This window comes from Pseudobythopirellula maris (assembly GCF_007859945.1).
In the GTDB taxonomy this organism is placed as follows: Bacteria; Planctomycetota; Planctomycetia; order Pirellulales; family Lacipirellulaceae; genus Pseudobythopirellula; species Pseudobythopirellula maris.
Map to the genome: position 1 here is coordinate 95,256 of NZ_SJPQ01000002.1, position 25,155 is coordinate 120,410.

Annotated in this window: 19 protein-coding genes and 2 tRNA genes; 9 read left to right on the plus strand and 12 right to left on the minus strand. The window is 67.3% G+C overall.

Translation table 11 applies throughout. The annotated features are described in order from the left end of the window. The first annotated feature begins 107 nt into the window (after positions 1–107). From Mal64_RS08140 to Mal64_RS08155, 4 genes are all read left to right on the plus strand, one after another. A complete protein-coding gene (locus Mal64_RS08140) occupies positions 108–2,207 on the plus strand; it encodes a porin (protein WP_197525574.1) in 2,100 nt (699 codons plus the stop codon). A 297-nt stretch (positions 2,208–2,504) separates the two neighbouring features. After that, positions 2,505–2,999: a TadE/TadG family type IV pilus assembly protein gene (locus Mal64_RS08145; protein ID WP_146398999.1), complete on the plus strand. Its 495-nt coding sequence runs from the start codon at positions 2,505–2,507 to the stop codon at positions 2,997–2,999. A gap of 71 nt (positions 3,000–3,070) precedes the next feature. Then, positions 3,071–3,559 carry a TadE/TadG family type IV pilus assembly protein gene (locus tag Mal64_RS08150; protein ID WP_146399001.1) on the plus strand — a complete coding sequence of 163 codons (489 nt, stop codon included), beginning with the start codon at positions 3,071–3,073 and terminating at the stop codon, positions 3,557–3,559. A gap of 88 nt (positions 3,560–3,647) precedes the next feature. Beyond that, positions 3,648–5,402, plus strand: a complete 1,755-nt coding sequence (locus tag Mal64_RS08155; protein WP_146399003.1) for a vWA domain-containing protein — start codon at positions 3,648–3,650, stop codon at positions 5,400–5,402. A gap of 82 nt (positions 5,403–5,484) precedes the next feature. Here Mal64_RS08155 and tadA read toward each other — a convergent pair whose 3' ends face one another. Further along, positions 5,485–5,961: a tRNA adenosine(34) deaminase TadA gene (gene tadA / locus Mal64_RS08160; RefSeq protein ID WP_261342187.1), complete on the minus strand. Its 477-nt coding sequence runs from the start codon at positions 5,959–5,961 to the stop codon at positions 5,485–5,487. Between the two features lie 62 nt (positions 5,962–6,023). On the opposite strand from tadA, the gene Mal64_RS08165 reads away from it, so the two are divergent. Next, positions 6,024–6,599 carry a VanZ family protein gene (locus Mal64_RS08165; protein WP_146399005.1) on the plus strand — a complete coding sequence of 192 codons (576 nt, stop codon included), beginning with the start codon at positions 6,024–6,026 and terminating at the stop codon, positions 6,597–6,599. Between the two features lie 20 nt (positions 6,600–6,619). Here the strand turns inward: Mal64_RS08165 and Mal64_RS08170 are convergent, their stop codons facing one another. Continuing rightward, positions 6,620–7,594, minus strand: a complete 975-nt coding sequence (locus Mal64_RS08170; protein ID WP_146399007.1) for a UDP-glucuronic acid decarboxylase family protein — start codon at positions 7,592–7,594, stop codon at positions 6,620–6,622. A 333-nt stretch (positions 7,595–7,927) separates the two neighbouring features. Between Mal64_RS08170 and Mal64_RS08175 the strand changes: the two genes are divergently transcribed. Together Mal64_RS08175 and Mal64_RS08180 are read left to right on the plus strand one after the other, a co-directional pair. Further along, complete coding sequence (locus Mal64_RS08175; RefSeq protein ID WP_146399009.1) at positions 7,928–9,097, plus strand: BBP7 family outer membrane beta-barrel protein; 1,170 nt, start codon at positions 7,928–7,930, stop codon at positions 9,095–9,097. A 652-nt stretch (positions 9,098–9,749) separates the two neighbouring features. After that, complete coding sequence (locus Mal64_RS08180) at positions 9,750–11,330, plus strand: DEAD/DEAH box helicase (protein ID WP_146399011.1); 1,581 nt, start codon at positions 9,750–9,752, stop codon at positions 11,328–11,330. A gap of 88 nt (positions 11,331–11,418) precedes the next feature. Here the strand turns inward: Mal64_RS08180 and Mal64_RS08185 are convergent, their stop codons facing one another. The 3 genes from Mal64_RS08185 to Mal64_RS08195 form a co-directional block, all read right to left on the minus strand. Continuing rightward, entirely contained in the window at positions 11,419–12,606 is a 1,188-nt protein-coding gene (locus Mal64_RS08185) for an AraC family transcriptional regulator (RefSeq protein WP_146399013.1), read from the minus strand. A 474-nt stretch (positions 12,607–13,080) separates the two neighbouring features. Then, on the minus strand, positions 13,081–14,787 hold the full coding sequence (locus Mal64_RS08190; protein WP_197525575.1) for a pectinesterase family protein: 1,707 nt from the start codon (positions 14,785–14,787) through the stop codon (positions 13,081–13,083). A 47-nt stretch (positions 14,788–14,834) separates the two neighbouring features. Then, positions 14,835–18,083, minus strand: coding sequence for an autotransporter-associated beta strand repeat-containing protein (locus tag Mal64_RS08195; RefSeq protein WP_146399017.1), 3,249 nt, complete (start codon positions 18,081–18,083; stop codon positions 14,835–14,837). A gap of 416 nt (positions 18,084–18,499) precedes the next feature. Here Mal64_RS08195 and Mal64_RS08200 point away from each other — a divergent pair, with 416 nt between their 5' ends. Then, on the plus strand, positions 18,500–20,101 hold the full coding sequence (locus tag Mal64_RS08200; RefSeq protein WP_146399019.1) for a glycoside hydrolase family 43 protein: 1,602 nt from the start codon (positions 18,500–18,502) through the stop codon (positions 20,099–20,101). Positions 20,102–20,145: 44 nt separating this feature from the next. Here Mal64_RS08200 and Mal64_RS08205 read toward each other — a convergent pair. The 7 genes from Mal64_RS08205 to Mal64_RS08235 all read right to left on the minus strand — a co-directional run bounded on the left by Mal64_RS08205 (position 20,146) and on the right by Mal64_RS08235 (position 24,181). Continuing rightward, positions 20,146–20,219, minus strand: a tRNA-Arg gene (locus tag Mal64_RS08205). Between the two features lie 242 nt (positions 20,220–20,461). Beyond that, positions 20,462–21,364, minus strand: coding sequence for an aminotransferase class IV (locus Mal64_RS08210; RefSeq protein ID WP_146399021.1), 903 nt, complete (start codon positions 21,362–21,364; stop codon positions 20,462–20,464). 90 nt (positions 21,365–21,454) lie between these two features. Continuing rightward, the gene (locus Mal64_RS08215) at positions 21,455–22,282 is read right to left on the minus strand and encodes a sulfotransferase-like domain-containing protein (RefSeq protein WP_146399023.1); all 828 of its coding nucleotides are present in this window, start codon (positions 22,280–22,282) and stop codon (positions 21,455–21,457) included. Positions 22,283–22,437: 155 nt separating this feature from the next. Then, a tRNA-Arg gene (locus tag Mal64_RS08220) sits at positions 22,438–22,511 on the minus strand. A gap of 111 nt (positions 22,512–22,622) precedes the next feature. After that, a complete protein-coding gene (locus tag Mal64_RS08225; RefSeq protein WP_197525576.1) occupies positions 22,623–22,853 on the minus strand; it encodes a hypothetical protein in 231 nt (76 codons plus the stop codon). 78 nt (positions 22,854–22,931) lie between these two features. Continuing rightward, complete coding sequence (locus Mal64_RS08230) at positions 22,932–23,585, minus strand: DUF6677 family protein (RefSeq protein WP_146399025.1); 654 nt, start codon at positions 23,583–23,585, stop codon at positions 22,932–22,934. Between the two features lie 167 nt (positions 23,586–23,752). Further along, the gene (locus Mal64_RS08235; RefSeq protein WP_146399027.1) at positions 23,753–24,181 is read right to left on the minus strand and encodes a secondary thiamine-phosphate synthase enzyme YjbQ; all 429 of its coding nucleotides are present in this window, start codon (positions 24,179–24,181) and stop codon (positions 23,753–23,755) included. Between the two features lie 689 nt (positions 24,182–24,870). On the opposite strand from Mal64_RS08235, the gene Mal64_RS08240 reads away from it, so the two are divergent. Further along, positions 24,871–25,101 (plus strand): hypothetical protein, encoded by a 231-nt coding sequence (locus Mal64_RS08240; RefSeq protein ID WP_146399029.1) that lies wholly within the window; start codon positions 24,871–24,873, stop codon positions 25,099–25,101. The last annotated feature ends 54 nt before the right edge of the window (positions 25,102–25,155 follow it).

Here is a 25,155-nt window from a genome sequence, read left to right on the forward strand (position 1 = left end):
CCGGGTGAATCTCTGTTGCTAAAAGCCCAGCCGCAGGCGCCGCTTGAACGGCGCTACGGCATGGGGGCCTACTGCATCCGAGATCATTGGTGATGGAAGCGCGACCGATGCGCCACGACCGAATCCGCACATGGGCTGCGCTCGTCGCGTTGTCGTTCGCCACCCCCTCGCTGGCAGTGGAGGCTCCCCAATGGGGGCCCGAGAGGCCGGCTGGCCCACTAAAGGCGGCAAGCAAAGTCGAACGGCTTGCGTTGCTCGACGCCGATCCGGCGTCTCGGGCCGCCCCGACACCGCCCGCACCGCTGTTGATCGATACGCGTTCGCGTCCGATCGAGGCGTCCACGGCCCCGCCAGCCCAAGACGCGCCCGGCCAAGACGGCTTGCTGGCGATCTTGATCCGCAACCCGCGCACCGCCGACGGCGCACCGCCTTTCGCGCTCACCGACGACTACGGCAGGGTCCGTCGCTACGTCGAACCGACCCCCGGAGTCGACCTCGACGCCTCGGTGGGCCAACGGGTGCGGGTGCGTCACGACACGGGGCAGACGTTGCTCGCCTCGCAACTCGAATTGCCGCAGGGGCTCAGGCCGCTCGCCGCCGCGCCGCCGCTAGCGGACGCCCGGCAGCAGGGCGGCCCCCAGTGGCGCGACGCCACGAACCGGCGCCGACGCTCCCCTCGCCCCGGCGCGCCGCGGGGGCTGCTTGTGGCAGCCCAGTACCAGGACTCGTTGCCCGAGGACCTGCCGCCGTTCCGCGGCTCGGGTCCCGAGCCGACGCCCGCGCTCGACCAACCGCTCGACGCCCCCGACACGTCGCCGCTCGGTGGGACCGATGAAGAAGACACCACGCCGATCGTCCTGGAGGATGTGATCGGCGAAGCCTCGCAAGACGACGCTGAAGACGACACGCCGCTCGAGCCCGTGCCGCTCGAAAGCTTGCCCAACGGCGCCGCGGCGTCGGGGCTCCGCCACACCGAGGGACCCGACTGCCCGGCTTGCCGGGCCCATGCGGAAGCCCAGTCGAAGGGCGTGGCGGCTTCTTGCAAGGAGTGCGCCAGCCGCGAGAGCGGCGCCTGCAAGGTCACCTGCTCGCGTTGCGGCGCGTCGACCCGGCCGCTGCTGAGCGGTTGCTGCTTGGGCGACCCGTACCGGGTGAGCGACGAGTTGCTGTGCGAGTGCTCGCCGTGGGATTTTGGCTTTTGGACGCAGCTCGGCTACCACTCGAACAACACCCGCTTCTCGACGACCGACAACGACGCGTTGGCGTTCAACGACCACCCGGACCGCATCAACCTGCACCAGCAATGGTTCTGGCTGGAGCGTGTGGCCGACGCCTCGGACGGGATGATCGACTGGGGCTTCCGCATGGACTTGATGTACGGCGCCGACGCGGCCAGCACGCAGTCGTTCGGCAATCCGGCGGGCAAATGGGACTTCGCCAACGGCTGGGACGAAGGGGGCGGCTACGGCTGGGCCTTGCCGCAGCTCTACGGCGAGCTGGCGTGGGACGACTGGTCGTTGATCGCCGGTCACTTCTACACGCTCGTGGGCTACGAGGTGGTGACCGCGCCGGACAACTTCTTCTACAGCCACGCCTACACGATGTACAACAGCGAGCCGTTCACTCACACCGGACTGCTGGCCACTTACAGCGGCGTGGAGGGGTTGGATATCTACGCCGGCTACACCCTCGGCTGGGACAGCGGCTTCGAGCAATCGAACGACGGCAGCAACTTTATCGGCGGCCTCAGCACGGGCATCGGGCCGGACGTGACGTTCACCTACATCACGACGATCGGCAACTTCGGCGCGCGTTCGGCGGGCGAGAGCGGCTACAGCCACAGCCTTGTGTTCGACATGGTGCTCACGCCCGAGTGGAGCTACGTGCTGCAGAGCGACCTGGTCGGCTACGACGACAACCTGAACGCCGGGTTCAACGACCAGGTGGGCCTGAACCAGTACCTCTTCTACACCGCGAGCGACTGCCTGGCGTACGGCATGCGATTCGAATGGTGGAAAACCGACGGGCTGAGCTTTTACGAAGCGACGGTCGGCATGAATTACCGCCCCCACGCCAACCTCGTCTTCCGCCCCGAGCTGCGGTACGACTGGAGCCCCTCGACCGTTGGTGCGCAGGCCGCCGGGCTGGCCACGGCGGACGACTTCAACCAGTTGACGTTCGGCGTCGACGCGGTGCTGGTCTACTAGCCGCCAACGAATCGTCGGCCACGAGGCGTTGAGCGGCGTGAATAGGCGGTACTTTTTTAGGTGCGACAAGTTTGCTCCGAAAAATATCGTGCGCCTGCCAGAACGTGAGCTAGTCTTCCAATAGAGCCGTTCTGTCTCGATTCGAACCACGCCCGAACAGGCGAGAACCGAACCGCGACAAGCCGGCCGCTCCTCACGAAGACTCCTCCTCGCTCCCCCCCGCCCGATCATCCGGCTCGCCCCCCGAGCCGCGCCGGCCCACGGCCGGAAACGCCTTTTCCCTCGGTGGTTTGCGCCATGTCTATGCCCCTATTGCAACGCCGCCGTGCTGCGAGGATTCGCGACGAACGCGCCGGCACCACGATTGTCGAAACGGCGTTCGTGCTGCCGGTGTTCCTGATCTTTGTGCTGGGCATCGTCGAGTTGGGCAACGCCCTGATGGTGCAGAACACTCTGCGGTCCGCCTGCCGCGCTGGCGCCCGCTACGGGTCGACCGAGGGTCGCTCGACCGCCGAGGTGAAGGACCGGATCGAAGAGATCATGGCCGCGTCGGTCGACGTGGCGAACCTGTCGCTGTTTATCAAAGACGCCGACACGCTCGACACCCCGCAGCCTCAGTCGCCCAGCGGCACGCAGATCGAGGCGCTCCCCGACATCGAGCTCGGCGACACGGACGTGAGCCGGTTGTTCGTTGTCCGCGGCACGGTTGGCTACAACGAGCTCGCGATCATCCCGATGACCTTCATGGAGGGGGTGACGCTCAGCACCCAGATCTTCATGCGACACGAGTGAACGCCCCTTCGCCCACCTGCCCTTTACGCACTCCCCTACTTTTTACCCGTCCGCCCTCGCGGAGCACCGCCATGCTATCCCTCGCCAAGAGATCACGCCGTCAGCCCGACGACCGCCGCGGAGCCGTCGCCGTGGAGTTCGCCGTGATCGCCCCGGTGCTCGTGACGATCATGCTCGGCATGATCGAGCTGAATCGGGTGTTCGACGCCCAGAACCTGCTCACGTCGGCCGTCCGCGAGGGCGCCCGCATGGCCTCGATGGACCGCGAGCGGATATCGCAGCAGGGCCAAACGATGAACGACTTGGTCACGTCGACCGTCAAGACGTTCCTCGGCGCCAACGGCTTTGCGCCGGACGACGTGGACGTGTCGATCCACTTCCCCGACGACCCGGCCACCGATTTCGATCTCGACGACCCCGCGAACGAGCTGGAGCTGTTCGAGGTGAGCGTGAAGGTCGACTACTCGGACGTGAGCTTCATGCCGGTCGACTCGGGCGCCGACGCGCCGATGACCGGCGCCATCGTTTTCCGCAACGGCCGGGCCCTGTTGTCGAATTAACCCGCCGTCCGACCGATACCGACACCGCCCACCCCTCCCCCCTTCTCGCAAGACCCTCCTCTCCCTCTCGCCCGTCGAGGTACCTCCCATGTCCACCATTCGCTTGTTCGCCGGGCGGCCCACGCCGCTCTTAGGGGCTCGGGCAGACAGCCGCCGCGGCGTGATCGCCGTGCTCGGCAGCCTGTTCATGTGCGCGTTGTTCGCGTTCTTGGCGCTCTCGGTCGACACCGGGCGAATGGTCCTGACCCAGACCGAGATGCAAAACGCCGTCGACGCCGCCGCCCTGGCCGCGTCGCAGGAGATCTCGCTCGGGCTGGGGGGTGAGGGGTCGTCGTTCGCCGCGGCCGAAGCGGCTGCGCGCACCGTCGCCGCCGAGGTTGCCGAGGCCAACGGCGTTTATGTGAACGCCGACCAAGACGTCTTCTTCGGGCTGCGGACCTACAACGCGAACAGCGACACCTGGTCCACGCAATGGGGCGTCACGCCGTTCAACGTGGTCCGTGTGGTCGCCCGCCGCGACAACAAGGACGACCTCGAGGCCGAAGACGGCGAGCTGCCGCTCTCGTTCGGCTGGGCCGTGGGCCAGGAGAGCGTCGGCCTGGCGGCCGAGGCGACCGCCTTCATCGAGTCGCGCGACCTGGTGCTGGTGCTCGACTTCTCCGGCTCGATGAGCGACGACGTCGAACTGCGCAGCATGAACAAGATGGGCCAGTCGGCCATCGAGGACTCGCTCGACCTGATCTGGCAGCAGCTTCGCGACTCGGGCGCCACTTGGCCCGACCACCCGGGCCAGGAGAAGTTCACCGACGGCTTCGGCCGCGTCGACTCGGAGTACGGCACGTACTACAACAGCTCGAAGACGAGCAAGATCATGAATTACCTGAACCTCAACGACCGCAACTCCGACGGCTCGCCGAAATACCCCTTCCCCCAGGCGGGCCGCTACAGCGACGGCACGCCACGCGACCGGCTGAGCGCCAACTCGAGCGAGGACCACTGGGAGGGCTACGTCAACTACGTGAAGAACCTCAGCGGCGCCTACAATCGGCGCTACGGCTACCGCACGCTGTGCGACTACCTGCTGCAGAACAACCAGATGAAGTGGACCAACTCGGAGGACATGTGGCGGACGTCGCACTACCCGTTCCACGCGGTGAAAGAGGGCGCCACGCTGTTCCTCGACTACCTGCAAGAGATGGACTTCGGCGATGAGGTCGGTCTGGTGAGCTACGGCTCCTACGCCGTGTGGGAAGACAGCCACTACGACGGCGAGGTCGACATCGACATCAGCGACGACCCGATCACGGACAACCTCGCCGCGATCAACACGATCCAGCGTCGCCACCAAGCGGGCCACTACGACGTTTACACCGGCATGGGCGACGGCGTCTTGAAGGGACGTGAGATGCTTGTCGGCGAAGCCAACGACCCGGACGACCTGGGCCACGCCCGCAACGGCGCCAGGCCGACGATGATCGTCATGACCGACGGCCAGGCCAACCGCAAGAAGAGCGGCTGGAGCCTGCCGGGGAGCTTCAAGTGGTCCGACTGGACCGACTACAACGGCGACGGGTCGGCCGACTACTCGAGCGGCGACTCCTACAAGCAATACGCCTTCTGGGAAGCGACCGAGGCCGTCAAGAAAGGGATCACGATCCACACGATGGCCGTGGGCGCCGGCGCCGACACCGACCTGATGGAGGCGATCGCCTTCGCCGGCGGCGGGGCGTTCGTCCACGTGCCGGGCGGCACGAGTGTCCACGAGATGGAGGAGGAGTTGCTCGACGCCTTCGGCACGATGGCCGCCAAGCTCCCCGCCGCCCAGCTGGTGAGCGGCGAGTGATCGGCTCGGCGAGCCGTGAGTGTGAGCGACCGGAGTTGTGGGCACGCCTCGTCGGCGGGCCAGACGCTTCGGGCGCTGACGCTTACGGCTCGCCCTTTTTTTTGCGCCTTTCGCGGAAAAACTCGGTGAGCAGCCCCCCGCACTCTTCGGCCATCACGCCGCCGGTGAACTCGCAGCGGTGGTTGAGCCGCTCGTCGTTCAACAAGCCGAAGAGGCTCTCCACCGCGCCGGCCTTGGGGTCGACCGCCCCGTAGACCACGCGCGGCACGCGGGCCTGCACGATCGCCCCGGCGCACATGGGGCACGGCTCGAGTGTCACGCAGAGCGTGCAGCCCTCCAGGCGCCACGAGCCGAGGGCCTCGGCGGCCTGTGTGATGGCGATCATCTCGGCGTGGGCCGTCGGGTCGCGGAGCGTCTCGCGTTGGTTGTGAGCCGCGGCGATGACTTGGCCCTCGTGCAACACGACCGCCCCGACCGGGACCTCCCCCTCGTCGGCCGCGCGGCGCGCCTCGTTGAGCGCCAGCAACATCGCCTGCCGTTCGTCGGTTTCGAAGCTCAAGGGAATGCTCTTGGGTTTGTTCGGCTTGGTCGGAAGCGGGGAGTCGCGCCGGCGGCGCTATTATGAAGACTTGGCTGCCGGCCGTGCTCGCCGGTATGCCGCGCGGTCGCGGCGTGACTACGATGGGGAGGTTCGCTGCGACGCGCCGGCTTGGCGCCGGCCGTGGCGTGATGACGATCCACCGCCGCGAGCCCGCCGTGAACGCCCCCACCGCCTCGACGCTACCCGCCGACCCGCCCCCAGCCAAGGGCTGGGACGTGAGGATCGGTGCGGTGCTGGCGGTCTACTGGATCGCCATGCTCGTCGGCACCCACTTGCCGGCCCAGGCGCCGAAGACCAACCAGTTGGTGAGCGACAAGCCGATCCACTTCGTGGCGTTCTTCGGGCTCACCCTGCTGCTCGTGGCCTGGCGGCGGGCGCGACGGGGAACGCTCGGCGTGGGGACAATCGCCGCCGCGGTTGTCGTGGTGCTCGTGTACGGCGCCTTCGACGAGCTCACGCAGCCGCTCTTCGGCCGGGTGTGCGACCTCGCCGACTGGCTCAGCGACACTGGCGGCGCCGGGGCGGCGGCGCTGCTGGCGTGGGCGCTCACGCGCCGCGATCGTCGCAAGTCCCCTCCCCCCTTGGGGGAGGGTTAGGGAGGGGGAGGGAGCAAAGCTCAGAAATTCGGCGTCGGCGCGCGGTACTCGTTCACGTCGATCGTCTTGAACCAGGCGATCGTCTTCTCGAGCCCCTCGGCGAGCGCGATCTTCGGCTCCCAGTCGAGGTGCTTCTTGGCCAGGTCGATCACCGGTTGGCGCTGCGTTGGGTCGTCGGCCGGCAGCGGTTGGTGGATGATCTTCGACTTCGAGCCGGTGAGCTCGATCACTTTCTCGGCGAGCTCGAGGATCGTGAATTCGCCCGGGTTGCCGATGTTCACCGGGCCGATGAACTCGTCCGGCCCGTTCATCATGCGGATGATGCCCTCGACGAGGTCGTCGCGGTAGCAGAACGAGCGCGTTTGGTCGCCGTCGCCGAACACCGTGATGTTCTCGCCCGCGATCGCCTGGCGGATGAAGTTGCTCACCACCCGCCCGTCGTAGGGGTGCATCCGCGGGCCGTAGGTGTTGAATATCCGCACGATGCGAACGTTCACGCGGTTGTGGCGGTGGTAGTCCATAAACAGCGTCTCGGCCGCCCGCTTGCCCTCGTCGTAGCAGGCGCGGGGGCCGATCGGGTTCACGCTGCCGCGGTAGCTCTCGGGCTGGGGGTGGACCTGGGGGTCGCCGTACACCTCGCTGGTCGAGGCCTGCAGGATCTTGGCCCGGCAGCGCTTGGCCATGCCCAAGAGGTTGATCGACCCCATGACCGAGGTCTTCATCGTCTTGATCGGGTTGTACTGGTAGTGGCCCGGGGCGGCGGGGCAGGCGAGGTTGTAAACCTCGTCCACCTCAAGCCACAGCGGGTGGGTCACGTCGTGGCGGACCAGCTCAAAGTTGGCGTGATCCAGCAGGTGAACGACGTTCGACTTCTGCGAGGTGAAGAAGTTGTCGACGCAGATCACGTCGTGCCCCTGCTCCACCAGCCGCTCGCAAAGGTGAGAGCCGAGGAAGCCGGCGCCGCCGGTGACGAGGATGCGTTTGATCGTGGACATGCGTCGAGAGAGTGTGTGTTGAAAGATGTCAGCGAGAGGATAGGGGGGAACCTTCCAGTTTGCTCCGCTGGCGCCAATCCTGCAACTGAGGGCGCCAGCCACCCTCCCGGCCCGCCGCGCCAGCCCCTCCCAACCGCAACAACCCGCACACCAGGCGTAACCACGCTCACGGCAGGGCTACTTGGTCTGCGGTCTTCGGCGCCGCTCAAGGGGGCGCCTCGGTCGCCCCGAGGAATCCATAAGACATGCGCGTAAGGGATTCGAATCGCGTTTGTTCACGCCGGGAGAAATCCGCACGATTCTGGCGCGAGTTCTTAATAATAGGGAAAAGGCATGAAGCCATATTTCTTACTCGCTCTAGCGGCAGCTTTGGCGTCCGCCACGGCTGTCGACGCCTGTGCCGGCGGGCCGGCAACCATGCAAGGCGGCCGCGGCTGGTTCTCCACGGAATACATGCTGTGGGGAGTCTCGGGCTACAAAGTCCCGCCGCTGGTGACCAGCAGCCCCGCGGGGACCGCGCGGGCCGATTCGGGCTCGCTGCCCGGCGCGGAGATCCTGTACGGAAACGAAACCGTCGAGGGCGGGGCGCTCAACGGATCACGCATCCGCTATGGCTACTGGCTCGACGACTACGAGATCTATAGCTTCGAGGCGAGCCTGCTTGCGGTGGGGCAAGAGGGGACTCTCTTTCAAGCCGAATCGGACGGGTCCACCGCCAGCCTCAATCGCCCGTATTTCGACACCAATCCCCTCGTGAACGCGCCAAGCTCAATTCTTGTGGCGTTCGACGACCCCGTGCTCGGCGACTTTTTCTCGGGGTCGATGCGAATCGATAGCACGACCGAGCTCTCCTCCGGTTCGTTTTCCGTGCGCCGGTTGTGGAGTTCTTCCTCGCACCGCCGCTGCGACTTCATCCTTGGCTACCGATTCGTTCGCTTCGACGAAGGGTTGCTCATGCGCGACTCCAGTCTCGTAGACGGTGCGGCGGCAGGCGTTGTCGGGACCACCATCGCCGCCTCCGACCGCTTCGACACCTCCAACGAGTTCCACGGCGCCGAAATCGGTTTTGTGAGCTCTGAACGGTTTGGCCGCTGGTCGGGCGACGTGACGCTCAAACTAGCGCTCGGCAACAACCACCGCGAGGTCGACATCGCCGGCGAGACCCGCAGACAGGTTCCTGGCTTCGCCTCGGTAGTCGTGCCAGGCGGCGTGCTCGCCCAGCCAACCAACATCGGCGACTACCGCAGCGACATCCTCACCGCGGTCCCCGAGATCGACCTCAGCGTGCGGCGGCGGGTCGGCGAATCGTGCGAGCTGAGCCTCGGCTTCACAATCCTGGCGGTCCCCCAAGTCGCCCGGCCCGGGCGGCTCATCGACACAGTGGTCAACAGTACATTGCTGGAGGGCGGGGCCCTCGTTGGCCCCGCCGCGCCTAGTTTCACCTGGAGAAACGACCATGTGTTGTTCTACGGAATGAATCTGGGCGCCGAGTGGAACTATTAATGCGAAGCACGGATGCGAAACGTGTGTGGCGGTGTGATCCAATGTCGATAAGGCGAAAACACCCTTACGGCTAGCAGTCGTGTGCTCTAAGAGCCCAACTGCCCCCCCCGAGGCTTGAGGGGGCGACGATTGCCGTCATTTGGCGTCATTCGGCCGATCGCCATTCCCCCCGCAACGGGGGCGTGCTATACTTGCGTCACTAGCCAAGGTGCGAGACCGGCGTCTTGTGGCCGCTTCCCCCCGGGGAATTGGACCAAACGACGCTCGGATCAATCAAAATCAACGGCAGCACACCCGAGCCCCCTCCGGCGAACCTCTCGCCATCAGCTCTGGTTTTCTAGCTCACGACGCGACTGATGACCTTGCCCCTCAGGCCGCCGCCGAACCAGGTTTCGGCGGTCGATGCTCTTGCCAGCTAACGCACAAGAGCGGGCCTTCCGTCAGCGGCCGGGCGTTTCCCTACCCCAGGGAATCACGCCGATCGGCACGCAGGGGCGGGGTTAAAACACGCGTGAGACCCAATGGAACGGCGCCGCCGTTCCCACCCAACCGTCGGCTCCCGGTGCGCTGAACATGCGCCCGGCGTCTGGCTCCCCGTGCATCAAGCGCCGGAGGGAGTGGGCCGATCCCCTACCCCAGAAGCGAGAATCTTTTGACTCAGAACACGACCCATCCTTCGAGCCCCGACGCCGTTGAGTCCACTCCGGCAGCCGGCAAAAAAGAGAATGACTTTGCGAAGCTCGGCCTGTCGGGCGCGGTGCTCCGCGCCGTGGACGACGAGGGCTACCACACCGCCACGCCGATCCAGGCGCAGGCGATCCCGCCCGTGCTAGCGGGCGACGACATCATGGGCTGCGCCCAGACCGGCACCGGCAAGACGGCGGCCTTCGCGCTGCCCACGCTGCACCGCCTGATGGATGGCGCCCCGCAGCCGCGCGACAACACTCGCGGCAAAGGCAAAGGCGCCAAGGGCGGCCACCACGGCCCGGCCCGCAAGATCCGCTGCCTCGTGCTCGCCCCCACCCGCGAGCTGGCCGCCCAGATCCGCGAGAGCTTCAACGTTTACGGCCGCCACACCGGCCTGCGGCACTCGGTCATCTTCGGCGGCGTCGGCCAGAACCCGCAGGTCAAAGCCCTCAGGGCCGGCGTCGACATCTTGGTCGCCACGCCGGGTCGGCTCTTGGACCTGATGAACCAAGGCCACGTGAACCTGTCCGGCGTGGAGGTGCTGATCCTCGACGAGGCGGACCAGATGCTCGACATGGGCTTCCTGCCCGACCTGCGTCGCATCATCGCCGCCGTGCCCAAGAAGCGTCAGACGCTGATGTTCTCGGCCACGATGCCCGACGAGATCCGCAAGCTCGCCGACCGCTGGCTCAACAAGCCGAAGACCGTCGAGGTGGCCCGCGTCTCCTCGCCCGCCAAGCGCGTCGAGCAGTCGGTCTACCACGTCGAGAAGCGGCTCAAGCCGCAACTGCTGGCGCACTACCTGACGAGCACCCCGCGCGAACGCACGCTGGTGTTCGCCCGCACGAAGCACGGGGCCGACAAGATCGTCAAGATGCTGTCGAAGTCGGGCCTGACGGCCGCGGCGATTCACGGCAACAAGAGCCAGAACGCCCGCACCCGGGCGCTCGACGCGTTCAAGTCCAACCGGCCGCCGGTGCTGGTCGCCACGGACATCGCGGCCCGCGGCCTCGACATCGACAGCGTTTCGCACGTCATCAACTTCGAGCTCCCCGAGACGCCCGAGGTGTACGTGCACCGCATCGGCCGCACCGGCCGCGCGGGCGCCGAGGGCTGCGCCATCAGCTTCTGCTCGGGCGACGAGCGGCCGAAGCTCAAGGCGATCGAGCGGCTCACGCGTCGTCAGATCGCGGTACTCGACGACCACCCGGAGTACAAGGCTTTGCCGAAGATCGAGACGGGCGGCGGCGACAACCGCCCGCCGCGGGCGCCGAAGAAGGGCGCTCCCGACCGCCGTCGCAGCCGCAACGGCGCCAAGGCTGGCGCTGGCAAAGCGGGCGCCGGCAAGCGTAAGCGTCCTGCGGGCGCCAAATCGTCGGGCGGCGGCCATTCAAACAGCAGTGCGGCGGGGAGCCAATCCGCGTCGAACACTTCGCGGCCCAAGAAGGCGAGCGGCTCGACGACCGGCGCCAAGGTCACCGATACGCCCAAGCCGAACACCGAGCTGCGGCGTCAGAAGCGTCGCAGCACGGCTATCGGCCGCTGAGCCAAACGGGCGCCGATAGCGAGCCTAGTAGTCGAGCCTAGTAGTCGAGCCCAGTGATCGAACCCTTTGATCGGACCCAGTGGGTGGCTCAGCGCCGCGTGGCGCTGAGCACCCGCAGGCTCGAGCGGTACTTGGCCGGCGTGATGTCGAGTTCGCGGCGGAAGACCTGGATCATGTAGCTCGCCGAGCTGTAGCCCGCCGCGGCGGCCACCTCGGGGATCGAGTAGTCGGTCTCGACGAGCAGCCGCTTGGCGTGCTTGAGCCGCTCCCGCTGGATCTCGGTCGCCACGGAGTGGCCGAGCAACTCGCGGAAGCGGGCGTCGAGCTCGCGGCGCGAGATCTGCGTGCGCTCCACGACCAGGTCGGCCGAGATGTCGCGCCCCTGCGACTGCTTGATGTAGGCGAGCGCCTCGGCCACGCTGCGGTCGTTCACGGCGAACGTGTCGGTCGAGAGCCGCGTGACCACGCGCAGGGCGTCGACCATGATGCAGCGGTTGTCGCAATTCCCCTCGCGCATCATCTTGTCGAGCCGCGCGGCCGCCTGGAAGCCGCCCTCCACGGCGTTGAGCGCCACGCTCGAGAGCGTCGGGTTCGAGAGCTCGCAGAGCAGCTCGTCGTTGTCGACTCCCACCACGGCCACGTCCTGCGGCACGTTGAGACCCGCCTCGCGGCAGGCGTCGAGCACGTGCAGGCCGTGCTCGTCGTTGCAGGCCATGATGCCGATCGGCTTGGGCGCGTTGACGATCCACTCCAGAAGGTGCGGCTGCTCGTGCTCCCAGCCCCCGTCGCCGGTGATGTCTTGGAACTCGTACACGTGGGCCGTGTGGCCCGCCTTGCGGATCGCCTGGCAGAACGCCTCGCGGCGGCGTTCGGACCACACCTGGCCCGGCGCGCCAACGAACCCGTACTCCGGGTAGCAACGCTTCAGCAAGTGGGCCGCCGCCAGCCAGGCCGCCTTCTCCGAGTCGACGCGCAGCTCGGCGAACCGCGAAACCAGGCTGTCTTCCAGCAGCTGCTCCTCGCTCATGTCGAGCGCAATGGTCGGCAGATTGGCGCTGAGCACCTGCTCGGTCAGCTCGGGCGTCGCGAGCCGCGCGAACAGGCCGTCGCCGTTCCAGTGCTGCATGGCGGGCAACGACTGCTCGAAGTCGCCCGGCGTGAGGTGGAAGCTCCACGGTCCGTGCAGCCGGGCGTATCGCGCAATGCCGAGCGACACTTCACGCCCGTAGCCACGGGCGGTCTCGATCAGCAGGCCAACCTGGGGGGTTTTCTTCATCGGGGCTTTCAGCAACCGGGCTGGAAAAGGCGGGTACCGGCGGGAGAGGAGGAGGTCATGCCGCCACGACGGGATCGCGGCAAAGCGGTGAGGCGGCTCGATTCGGCTTCAGCTATTTCTATCGGCCGTATCGGCCGTATGGTTTCCTCGAATCGGAGCCAGCTATAAGGTACTCGGCGCGGTGTAAAAAGCATGCCCCAAATTAAGACAAGCGCGGCGAGCGGCTCGACTGAACGCCGCATCTCGTTACCCGCAAATGGCTTATTGTACCTGAACGGAATAGCCAATACCGCAGGTCCCGGGACAGCGGGTCGGCAATCTAAAAACCGTAGTGATATTATTTTGCCTGCCGGCCCTGCTTGGCCATCTCATCGCTAGGCAATAAAGCGTCAACTCCGAAGCGTGCAAATCATTCACCCAACACGCCAACCGAGCGGTGTGTGAACCGGGCATGAGCCGCCATTGAGTTTGGCGCTATTCGGCAAGCCCGTCGTTGATCCAATCGCCGAGGACGATCTCGGGCGTGATGCGCGCCGCTTCTTCGTCGCTGAGTCGACGCGCCCACGCCGCTCGTCGATCGTCCGCCGCGCCGGGGCCGCGGTTGCCGTGCTCGGCGTAGCGAACCGTTCGCTCGTTGTCGGGGCTGCGCCAGTTGTCCCAACCGACCGGTCGCACGCTCTCGGCCATTTCGCAGTCGAGGAACGTGACGCTCGCCCACGGTCGCCACGGCCGGCCGAGGTAAACGCTTTCGGGCTTAGTGCCGGTGAGCACGCAGCGATGAAACACGTAGCCCCACGCTTGACCGCGCGGCGTGCTCGCCGCGGTGATGAAGCCTTCGCCCTTGGTGTGGAGCGTGCAGCCTTCGAGCCACGCCGTCGCCCCGCCGTAGACGTAGTCGACGCGGCCCTCGATGCGGCAGTCGCTCAAGTAGTGGCGCCCGCGTTCGAGTCGCACGGTGTCTTGCCAGCCCAAGAGGTCGCAGTTGCGCACAACCGCGCGGTCGCCGTCGATGCGCAACGCGATCGCCTGGCCGTGGTCGCCCGCCACTTGGCGAACGGTGAGGTTCTCGCAACGGAAGCCATCGGCTAGTACTACGAGGCCGCAGCCGGCGTAGCTCCGCAACACGCCAGCCGGGCGGGGGTCGTGCGTTGTGAGGGCGTAGGAGACGATCGAATCCGCGCGGCTCTCGCCGACGAGCGTGAGGTTGATCTTGTGGGGCGGCACGACGACCTGCCCCGTGTAAACGCCCGGCCCCAGGCGGATGGTCGTGCGGTCGGAGTTGTCGCTGGGGGCGGCGTCGATCGCCTCCTGCGGTGTTCGGAATTCGCCCCCGCCGTCGCGGGCGACGACGATCGTGCGCTCGCCCTTGGCGATCGGATCACCGGCCGCCGGCAAGCGATCGTCGCGGCCGCCGGCCACGGGGGGCGGGTTCGACTTCTGCAACTCGGCAAGCTTGCCTGTGGAGAACAAGCGATCGAGCACCGGCACGTACGAGCGGCAGTCCATCGCCACCATCGAACCGAACATCGCCCCGCCAGCGCGGTTCAGGTGCGAGCCGTCGAGCGCGCCGCTCTCCTTGATCGGGCTGATCATCTTGCAGCCGTCGCGGCCGAGCGACTGGTAGACCTCGATCGAGCGGAAGTGCAGATCGATCACCGGCGCCCCCTTCTCCTCGCCGATCGCGCGCACCACAGCCGCGTACGGCTCGAGCGACGAGACGATGCGGTCGCTGTTGTGGGACTCGCGGCCCCACTGGCGGCGGGCGAGCGGCGTGACGAGCACCGGCTTCACACCGACAGCGCGGGCCTCGTCGACGCAGCGTTCGAGGTTCGCACAGTAGCCCTCGTCGGGGGCGTTCTCGCGGTTCGGGTGGCCCGGTTCGTCGTTGTGTCCAAACTGGATCAGCACCCAGTCGGGCTCGAGGGCGAGCGCCTCGGCCCAGCGGCCCTCGTCGTAGAAGCTCGACGAGCTCCGCCCGCCGCGGGCGAGGTTCGTCACGCGGACGCCATCGGTCACGCAAGCGGCGAAGGCCCAGCCCCAGCCGGCGGCGTCCGCCACGGTCGAGTCGCCCACCAGCACGACGTGCGCTTGGCGCCCCTCCTGAGCGAGCGACGGCGAAGCGGCGAGTACGACCGTCCAAGCGAGCAGCACGGCGGCAATCGGCTTGGGCGTGACGGGCATCGGCATTCCCTGAGAGGCAAGCGACAATCGCTAAACGTGCGCGACTCTCAGAGAGTGCGGCGCCGCAATGCGGCCAGCACCGCAGCGGCCAACAGCGTGGCGAGCGACGCGGGCTCCGGCACGCTGGCGGCCTCGGGGGCCGGGTAAGACGCGCCGAAGTTCGCCACCCACAAGTCGTAGTCCGCTTGGTCGACCCCGCCCAGGCCGTCGCCGGCGCTCAAGATCGCCGACTCGTCCGACTCGCCCAAGTGGTCGCGCCACACCGTGAAGTCGGCGGCGTCGACCGAGCCGTCGCCGTTGAAGTCGCCCTGCAACAAGCCGACGAATTCCGACAGGGTGACGAGGTCGTTGGCGTAGTCGTAATTAACGACGAACGAGCCGGGCCCGTCCTCTAGGGCGACCCGCGCCCCCGGCGCGGCGTTGGCGAATTGGCTGCTCAGCGAGCCGGCGCCCAAGACCTCGAACACCTCGCTCGCCTGCGGCGTGAAACCGTCGGCCAGCGTGAGCGAGAGGTCGCCGCCGAGCGACGCGGCGCCGGTCACCGAGAGCTTGTTGAGCGTGTCGCCGCCGGCGACTTCAACCGCCAGCATGGCGCCCGAAGCCAGCGTAAAGTCGCCCTCGACCGTGAGCACCGTGGGCGGCGGCCCGGAGAGGACCGCTTCAAGCTGCTCGGCCGTGAGGTTGGTGTCGGACAGCACGAAGGCGTCGAGGACCGTGCCGATCTCGCGGCCGTAGATCGTGAAGGTCTCCTCGCCAGCGGCGAGGAAGTAATCGACGCCGGCGTTCAGCGGCGAGACGACCCCCTCGAGCGAGCCGAGGGTCGGCGAGAGGCGGTTCCAGGTCGCCTCGTCGCCGGGGTTGGCGTACGTTTGCACCTCGTCGAAGTTGGCGAGGCTGGCTGCGAGGCTGCTCGACGACTGAGAGACCCACAGGCTGTTGTTGCCGCCCGGTTGGGTCGCCGAGTCGCCCGGGATCGGCGAGACGGCGGGCTCGGCGACCTTGGCGAACAGGTACCAACCGTCCGTCTGCGGGATCTCGACCGTCGTCGTGGCGGCGCCGCTCGCGGTGGGCCCCGCGAGGCTCTCTCCGGAGACAAGCACGATGCCGCCGCCGCTCAGGTCGTCGCCGTTGTACGAGCCGCCGGCGCCCGTGCCGTGCACGTCGTTGTCGAAGACCGCCCAGTCGCCGCCGAGGGCGAGGTCTTCGGCCTGGATGGCGATGGCGCCGGTCGAGACCATGGCTCCGACGGTCCCCTCGGGGCGCACGACCGAGCCGGCCGCCGCGTTGACGTTGCCGATGACCTTGCCGGCGCCGCCGAGCGATTTGCCGGTTCCCAGGCTGAGCCCGCCCAAGACGCCCGAGGCGTCAACCGTCGCCCCGCCCGCAACCTCGATCGCGCTCGAATGCTTGAGGCCGGCGCCCATAGCAACGAGTGTGCCTTCTTCCACCGTGGTGGGCCCGGTGTAGGAGGCGCCTCCCGACAGCGCGAGGCTGCCGGCGCCTCGTTTCGTCAGGGGGCCGTCTCCCGTGACCGGACCAGAAATGGCGCCGGAGTGGCCCGCCGTGTCGAACACGCCGCCAGCGCCGAACAGCGCCGTCGGGACCGCGATGTCCGGCGCGCCACCCGCGAGGAACACGCCCCCGTTCAGGCCGAGGGAGGCGCTGCCGCCATCCTTAGCGACCGTGCCGGTGCGGAGCGTGGCGCCGTTCTCGATCAGCAGCGTCCCTGACTGGCCAGTCGAGCCGATCAGCACCCGGCCGGCCGACAGCTCGCCGCCGCTCATGGCGGCCGCGCCATTCAGCGTAGCCGTGTCGACCACGTTGATCGTTCCGCCCGTAATGTTCAGCGATCCGGCGACGCTCAACCGCCTTGCGAAGCCGTGACCGCTGGCGTGCGTGACAGTGCCGGTCGCCGCGGCGTCGTGCGCCAGGCTCGGGACGCCGCTGTCCCACGAGACGATCGACGTCCACGCCCCGCCAGACGAGGCGGTTGTCACGCTCTCGGCGCCGAGCTCGTTGAGGTAATGCTCCAATTGGGTGTAGTCGCCGCTGAGGTTCTTCCAGTCGCTGGGGTTCGCCGAGCTGAGCCCGCGCGACGCCTCCCAGTTGTCGCCCACGCCGTCGTTGTCCGCGTCGGCAAAGCCGGCGCGGGGGTTCAGGTAGACCGGGTCTTCGCCGTAGCCGTCGAAGATGTGCGACTCGCGTTCGATCACGCCGCCAAAAGTGCCGTAGCTGAGCACTTCTTGTTCGAGCCGCTTGTCGACCACGTCGCGGATGATCGTCTGGCCGGCGTTGCGGGCCACGTACTCCACCGCCTCTTGGGCGGTCATCGAGGGGGTGGTGGGGAAGTTGTGGCGGCTCCTCATCAAGTTCGCGCCGGGGTAACTCGTGATGAGTGTCCCGTCGAGCACGCCATCGCGGTCCGGGTCGACCCAGTTGTCGCTGGCGTAGATGTTGAACGTGGGGGTGCCGCTGGAGAACGGCGAGCCGCCGTTGACCGGGCCCTCGATGAAGTAATTGCCCTCGACGTTGGCGTACGACGAGCCGGCGGTGTCGCCCATGATGTAGCCGGCGTTCTCGTACCCGTACACCACGTTGTTGATGAACTCGTTCTCGCCGCGCACCTTCGGGTTGCGGGTGACGTTGTCGGCCCACAGGCTGCGGATGACGCTCACGCTGCCCCCATCGCCCGGCTGCATCAGGCCTCCGGTGCTGTGGCCCACCACGTCGAGCCCCTGGCTGACGATTGTGTTCTGGATCGTCATGTTGTCGATCACCTGCCCGCTGTCGGGGTTGATGTCGAACGTGCCGTCAACGCCCCAGGTGATCGACATGTGGTCGAAGATCAGGTCGTGGCCGCGGACGATCGAGGCGGCGTCGTCGCGGTCGCCGGTGACGCCCATGTGGATGCCCCAGTGGCGGCTGACTAGGTTGTTGGCGCCGTGAAAGGCCGCGCGGTCGCCGTGCACCACGAAGCCGCCCGGCGCCGTCTGGCCCGCGATCGTCAGGTTCTCGCTGAAAGTCAGCGCGCTGGTGAGATTGACGATCCCGCCCACGTCAAACACGACGAACCGGTTCGGCTGGCTGACCGCGTCGCGGAACGACCCGGCGCCCGAGTCATTGAGGTTCGTCACGTGGTACACGCTGGCGGCGCCGAGATTCGTGCGCGCGCCCGAGGCGAATCGGCCGAAGCCCTCGGCCTCGGGGAACGCCAAGGTTTGCGCCGCCGCCGGAACGGCGAGAATCCCGCCGAGCAGCAACGCGACGGAAAAGCAGCAGAGCAACACGGATCGCATCATGAGTGGCTTTCTGTTCTCGTTCGCATCGACAGACACGAACTTCTTCAACACCAACAAGACTCAACACCAACAGGGCGGTCGATCAAGTGCGCCAACAGCGGTCGCGCTCGGACCGAGGGCGTGCAGACTAGGGGCTCGGATGGGGGTCGCCGGGTGAACTCCCGCGATCGCGGCGCACGGCGGCCCCCAAGTGGCGAGACAGCCTTATTATCATACTCGATCGCTACACCTGGCGGTTTGCGGGTCCCGGCGCCTGACGGGCGGGCGGCTGCGGCCGGGCGACGCCGGCGGAGGGCGATGGCCCCGCGCCGATGGCGGCTTATACTGGCCAGTCGCTGCTCCTCGGAATCCAACCTCTCGAATCCACCTCTTTGGGCGCCACACCCGTGACGACACTGATGCGATCCCTCCCCATGCCTGCTACGCCCCGGCTGCTTCTCCGTGTAACGGTGCTGCTGTGCCTGCTGACCGGCCCCTCGCTGGCCGAGCCGTGGGTCGCCGACCCGGGAGACGGGACCTACCGCAACCCGGTGCTGTTCGCCGACTACTCCGACCCGGACGTGGTGCGCGTGGGCGACGACTTCTACATGACGGCGTCGAGCTTCAGCTGTGTGCCGGGGCTGCCGATCCTGCACTCGCGCGACCTGGTGGAGTGGGAGCTCATCGGCCACGCCGTCGACCGGCTGCCCGAACGCTTCAACCAGCCGCAGCACGGCAACGGCATCTGGGCGCCCTCGATCCGCCACCACGATGGCTGGTTCTGGATCTTTGTGGGCGACCCCGACTGGGGCATCCTGATGACCAAGTCGAAGAGCCCCACCGGGCCGTGGTCGCCGCTGCACGTCGTGAAGGAAGGCAAAGGGCTGATCGATCCCTGCCCGCTGTGGGACGACGACGGCCGGGCCTACCTCGTGCACGCCTACGCCAACAGCCGCTCCGGGCGCAAGTCGATCATCGTCGCCCGCGAGATGGCGCCCGACGGCAGTCGCCTGATCGGCGAAGAGCACCTGGTGATCGACGGCCGCAACGACGTGCACCCGACGATCGAGGGCCCGAAGTTCTACAAGCGCGACGGCTGGTACTACATCCTGGCCCCGGCCGGCGGGGTGAAGCCGGGCTGGCAGCTCGCCGCCCGCTCCAAGGCGCCGCTTGGGCCCTACGAAGTGCGACGCGTGCTCGAGCAAGGGACGACCGATATCAACGGCCCCCACCAAGGAGGCTGGGTCTCGCTCGAGAACGGCGAGGACTGGTTCCTCCACTTCCAAGACCGCGGCGCCTACGGACGCATCGTCCACCTCAACCCGGTCCGCTGGGTCGACGGCTGGCCCGAGATGGGCGTCGACCTCGACGGCAACGGCGTGGGCGAACCGGTCGAAACGCACGCCGCGCCGGGCGTCGGCGCCGATTGGTCGGTGGCCGACCCGCAAACCTCCGACGACTTCGACGGCCCGCTCGGCTTGCAGTGGCAGTGGCACGGCAACCCCGCGCCCGACTGGGGCTCGGTCACCGAGCGGCCCGGTTGGCTGCGGCTGCACGGCGTCGAGCCGCCGGCGGGCGACCTGACGGAGGTCGTCACGCAGCTGCTGCAAAAGTTCGCCGCCCCCGCCTTCTCCGCCACCACACGACTGGAGTTCTCGCCCGCCGCCGACGGCTCGTCCACAGCGGGCCTGGTGGTGCTGGGACTCGAGCACGCCGCGATCGTTGTGCGTAAGGACGACGAGGGCCTCCGCATCGAGCAGTTCAGCAACAAAGTGGCCGGCGCCGGTGGCGAGGACCGCGTCCACGGCTCGGTCGCTCTTGATCCGTCGCCTGCGGAGCAAGCGGCGGTGTGGCTGCGTGTGAACGTCGAACCGGGCGCCCTCTGCCGGTTCAGCTACAGCACCGACGGCGAGAGCTACCACGATCTCGGCCAACCATTCCACGCCACCCCCGGCCGCTGGATCGGCGCCAAGGTCGGCCTGTTCTGCTTAGGCAAGAACGCCCAGGCGGACTTCGACTGGTTCGAAGTCGAGTGAACTAAGACCTCTACGGCCAAGGGGCTCGCCAGCCTCATGAAAAGCGCGCCCGGCAGGACTCGAACCTGCAACCACTGGTTTCGAAGACCAGTGCTCTATCCAATTGAGCTACGGACGCGTGTGTCGTGCAGGTCGATGCTACGCCACGGCGTGGGTCGCCGGTATCCCTGTGCGCTCGGGGGACGAGGCGGGCGGTGTTCACTGGATCCAGTTCAGCCCCGTCAGCAGGAGCGGCGTGGGCGACGATCATACCCATCTGCTCGTTGCGTGTCGCGGCGTAGACCAGGCTCACGCTGACGATCCAAGGCAACGCGTACCAAATACGCAGCGGCTCGGTCGCCATCAGCCGTGCGGCGAGCGCTAATCTACCACGCACACGCCCTCGCGTGCGGTCAGCTCTTGGAACGCCCGAGAGAGCCGCTCGTACACCGGGCCGGCGCCGCCGGCGCCGATCGGCCGGCCATCGACCTCGACCACGGGCGCCAGCTCGCCCATCGTGCCGGTGCAGAACATCTCGTCCGCGCTGTAGACGCCGGTGAGCGAGAGGTCGCGCTCCGAGTAAGCGACGCCCGCCTCCTCGCACAGGCCGAGGACCGTGGTGCGGGTGATCCCCGCCGGGCAGGCGACCAACCGCGGCGTGAGGACCGCGCCGCCCGCCGCCACGAACACGTGGGTGGCGTTCGTTTCCGCCACGAACCCGCGCGGGTCGAGCATCAGCGCGTCGTCGGCTCCGGCGGCGTTGGCCTGGATCTTGGCCAGGATCGAGTTCAGCAAGTTGTTGTGGTGCACGAGCGGGTCGAGCACGTCCGGCGCCGGCCGCCGCCAGGTCGACGTGACGAGCTTGAGCCCCGACTTGTCATAGACCGGCGCCTTGAACTCGGCTAGCACGATCAGCGTCGGCCCCGACTGGTTGAGCCGGGGGTCCATGCCGCTGGTGACCTTTACGCCGCGCGTGAGGGTCAAGCGGATGTGGACCCCGTCGCGCATGCCGTTGGCCTCGAGCGTGCGACGGATCTCTTGGATGATCTCCTCGTGCGTGGGGATCGCCGCGAAAGCCAGCGCGAGGGCCGACTTGCGCAGCCGGTCGAGGTGCTCGTCGAGCTTGAAGATCCGCCCGTCGTACAGCCGCAGCCCTTCCCAGACGGCGTCGCCCCCTTGGACCACCGAGTCGAAGGGGCTGACCCCCGCGCGGTCGCGGTGCTCGAGCCGGCCGGCGATGTTGACGATCAGGTCGCGATTGCGTTCGTCGAATTTCTGCAGCATGGTTTCACTAGCGCCCCCTAAGGGCGCGGGCCGAGGTGCGGGGAGCTTGGCGCCGCGGCGCGAAGCCCCCTTGGTTACGAGGTACCTTGGTTACGAGGTAAGCGTCTCCCCCGCAGCGGGAGGGCTCTGGCGAGGGGCTCGCAGACGCAGCGGCGCCAGCCGCTCGTAGAGCGATTCGCACTCCTGGAGCACGGGGAGCAGGCGCTCCGGCACGGCGTCGTCCTTCGGTCGGTAGCGGCCGAAGGAGGTGGTCTTGTAGACCTTGTCGTACCAGTAGGGGCCCCAAGGCCCGTCGCTGTCGCGCGGCCCGGGCTCCCAGCGGAGCATCGCCTCGTCGAACACGACGCCGAGCCGCTCGCACAACACGCCCAGCACGCCCCGCGGATCGTCCAGCACGTCGCGGCCGTCGACGACCGGCGGCGCCTGGCCGGTCCGCTCACCGAGGTGCTCCAGCAGCTTGACCTGCTGGGGCAGACCGGTGTCTTCGACCGTGGGGTGCGGCAGGAACTCGAGCAGCGAGGTTAGCATCTCGCGGGGCTCGCGGATCAGCAAGCAATTGACGAGCCGCTCGGTCCAGTCCAGCTCGATGCTCGGGAGCAGGTGGTGGGCCATGTGCTTCTGATAGTAGATCGAGAAGCCTTCGGGCGGCGGGGGAACCAGCCGCCGCGTGACGGCCCGCCAGTCGGCCGATCCCGAGCGGAGCGTCTCCTGGTGACCGGGGTGATCGCTGCGGCCGGTCGTCGCCAGGTAATGCGCGTAGAGCGGCTCGTCGCAGACGACCGTGTCGGGCCGGCTCTCCCACGACCGCATCAGCGCGGTCGAGATGTTCCGCGGCCCGGACCACATGGCGACACAAATCGCCGACCGGCGATCGGTGTCGGGCGGGGGAGCTGTCGCGAGACGGGGTTGTTCGGCCATGCCGAACATTATCGTCAAACCGCGGCGCCTGGCGAGCCACCCTATCCGGACCCCCGCGTGGCCAACAAGCCTTCTCACGACGCACTCGGGTCGGCGCCAGAACGCTCTGGCGTGCTCGTGAGCGCCAAGCCCACCCAACGGTTTATAGAAAGAAGTACGCCCGGAGGGATTCGAACCCCCAACCCCCGGTTCCGAAGACCGGTGCTCTATCCAGTTGAGCTACGGGCGCATGTCTCGGGCCGTCTATGCTACGGCGCCCCGTGGGGCGTCGGTATCCCTCTCCTCGTTCGGCGGGCGTGGCCGGTCGCGATGCCGAGGCGGGGCCGGCGGGCCGCAAGGCTCACTGGATCCAGTTCAGCCCCGTCAGCAGGGCGGCCATGCTGGCGATGAACACCACCAGCCAGCCGCCGAAGCGGGCGGCGTGGGCGACGATCGTGCCCATATTCTCGTTGCGTGTCGCCGCGTAGACGAGGCTCACGCTGACGATCAAAGGCAACGCGTACCAAATGCGCAGCGGCTCGGTCGCCATCAGCAGAGGGGCGATCAACGCGAATGAGGTGAGCGGGGCCATGCGACTGTTTCGGTGGGGGTCGGGAGCGGTGGTTGCTGTGGGTGCGAGGGCGGCGTGCGGCGGCTGCCGGCGTGCAGGTTAGTTCGCCGCGCCGCCGGGGTCTTCGCCTTCGGCTTTTTTGCCGCCGGGCTTCTTACTCTTCTTCGGCTCGTGGTGGACGACCATCGGACCGCAGCAGGCGTCGTAGATGACGATCACGTTCAGCATGCCGGCGATCACCGTGTAGACGGTTCCCAAGTCGAAGTAGTAACCGAGGTCGTAGGTCCACTTGGCCAGCTCGCCGGGGTGGAGCACTTGGTTGCCGACGGCGTCGACCGAGCTGATCTCCACGCCGGGGCCCGCGGTGCGCGGCGGGCGGAACCAGCCGCCCATCAGCGGCGGCTCGTTCTTCAGCATGCGGTCTCGTTCGACGAGTCCGGGGATCGCCACCGCGCCGATGCCCGACTGGCAGATGAATTGCCAACGGTCGACCAACTGGGTGACCCGGCCCTTGATCCCGCCGACGTCGACGGTGAGCGGCGTGGCGTAGGCGACCTTGCCGTCGCCGACATAGAAGCCGAACACGAACGTGCCGAGGATGCAGATCGCGTAGAGCAGCCCCTTGCCGGTGCGTCCTTGGTACAGGTGGCCCAGGCCGGGCACGAGCCAAGCCAAGAAACCCGCCAGGTAGCGGTTCTTTAGTTCGAGGTCGGCGTACGGCCGCCCGTCGCCGGGCTGGGGGGAATTGGTCATCGCGTGGCCCCCGGCGAGGGGGCATCATCCTGACAAACAGGTCGAAACGAAGGAAACAAGAACCGAAACAGTCTACGCCAGCAGCGCCGAGGGGCCCAGAGCGATGCAGGGGTCCAGAGCGATGCAGGGATGTTGGACGCCCCAGGGCGGCCATGCGTTCGCAGGATTCAGACGCGGGTTTCGCCGCTGAGCGTGAGCACAAGGCGCCGGGGGCCGGCGTGGTCGCGGTGTTCGCAGAGGGTGATCCCCTGCCACGTGCCGAGCAGCAGCCGCCCGCCGCCGATGGGGATCGACAGCGAGGCGCCCAGCAGCGAGGCCTTCACGTGGGCCGGCATGTCATCCGGTCCCTCACAAGTGTGCGTGTACGGAAAAGACTCGGGGGCGATCGCCGAGAATGACGATTCGAGATCGGTCCGCACGTCGGGATCGGCGTTCTCGTTGAGCGTCAGCGACGCCGAGGTGTGCTGGATGAACACGTGCAGCAGGCCGGTCTCGATCCCGCTGATTTCGGGCATCTCGTCGAGAAGATGGCGAGTGATGAGGTGAAAACCACGCGCCATTGCGGGCAGCTGCACCTGACGTTGTTTCCACATCATCGGGATGACCGTTTCGGATGGGCTCGTGAAAAACTGCTCTGGCACGGGGCAGTCGACATGCTGTAAGTGATTATTTGAAGGGGGGTTGCGTAAGCGACCATGGCGTGAATGGGGCTCCATCCCGCCGTCCTGATTTTGCCCAGTCGCACTCGCTTGACAAGCGTGGCGAGCCATCGAGGAGCGAAGCGCTAAAAAAAGCTTGACCCGGCGAAATCCCCAGCAATAATGCCGTGCTTCCCCTTAGTCCATTGGACCTGTCAAGGGCCCAGCGGGACTGAAGGAGGAGGCTGGAAAAGGAGAAACGGTTTTCCCCCGCCGAATGAAAACAAGCGGCTCGCCCCGGCGAGCCGAACAGGCCCCTTCGGCGAGAGACCTGAGGCGCGACGCCCGGCGAAAGCTGAGCAGCCCGACCGACCACCTTTGCCAGAAAAAGGCGACCGGCGACGGACCACCACAAGACGCCCCCCACCGCGACGAAGCACCAAGGACGAGTAAACCCACCAACGTCGCCCCAGGCCCCACCGATCCTCCCGCTCCGGCCCACCGCCGGCATGGATCTTCGGCCTTCGACCCGATCATGGATGAATCGATCGCTCAGGGAAGACCGCATACCAATCACCGCCGGCGCCCCGATCACGAGTGCAACGTGAGGCGGCCGGAGAATTTACAGCAAGAAAGCGAGGCTCATGATGGCCGACCCCACCCTGCAAAATGTGTTTGAAGCGATCTTGAAGTACGGCCACGACGAGGATTTCACGCCGCGCGTGGACCCCGACTTCGTGGCGACCGAGGCCCCGGCCGGATCGCCCGAGAAGCTCGAGATCCTCGCCGAGCGCGTGCGCAGCGGTTACCCGTTGTGGCACGACGAAGACCGCTTCGATTACAGCGGCCTGACGGGCGTGGTTCGTCCGCGCGACTGATCACGGCTCGAGAGACCGACTCCATCGAAAGCCGCCGCGGGGCCCTGCCCCGCG